The sequence below is a fragment of the Xenorhabdus santafensis genome (genome assembly GCF_033949405.1).
Lineage (GTDB): Bacteria > Pseudomonadota > Gammaproteobacteria > Enterobacterales > Enterobacteriaceae > Xenorhabdus > Xenorhabdus santafensis.
Map to the genome: position 1 here is coordinate 1 of NZ_VCDN01000500.1, position 239 is coordinate 239.

The 239-nt window shown below is 40.2% G+C and carries 1 protein-coding gene; it reads left to right on the forward strand.

Annotated features, from left to right (window positions below; all coding sequences use genetic code 11):
• The coding region (locus tag FE392_RS23195; RefSeq protein WP_319932024.1) for a hypothetical protein at positions 1-239 on the forward strand (239 nt) is incomplete at both ends.

Here is a 239-nt window from a genome sequence, read left to right on the forward strand (position 1 = left end):
TCCGTTAATATCAAATCAACTTGTCGTAACAGTAGCAGCTGGCATTGGACCATCTTATTTAGAAGCTAGACTCCCAAAAGGCACGCCTGTTGCTTGGATTATGCCTAATACAGCTGCTGAAATTGGAAAATCTATCTCCTTATATACAATGGGACAATCAGTAAACGAGATGCATCAAGAAACCCTGCAACTGCTTTTAAAAGGTATTGGTACTTCGCAACTTTGTACTGAGGAAGAAG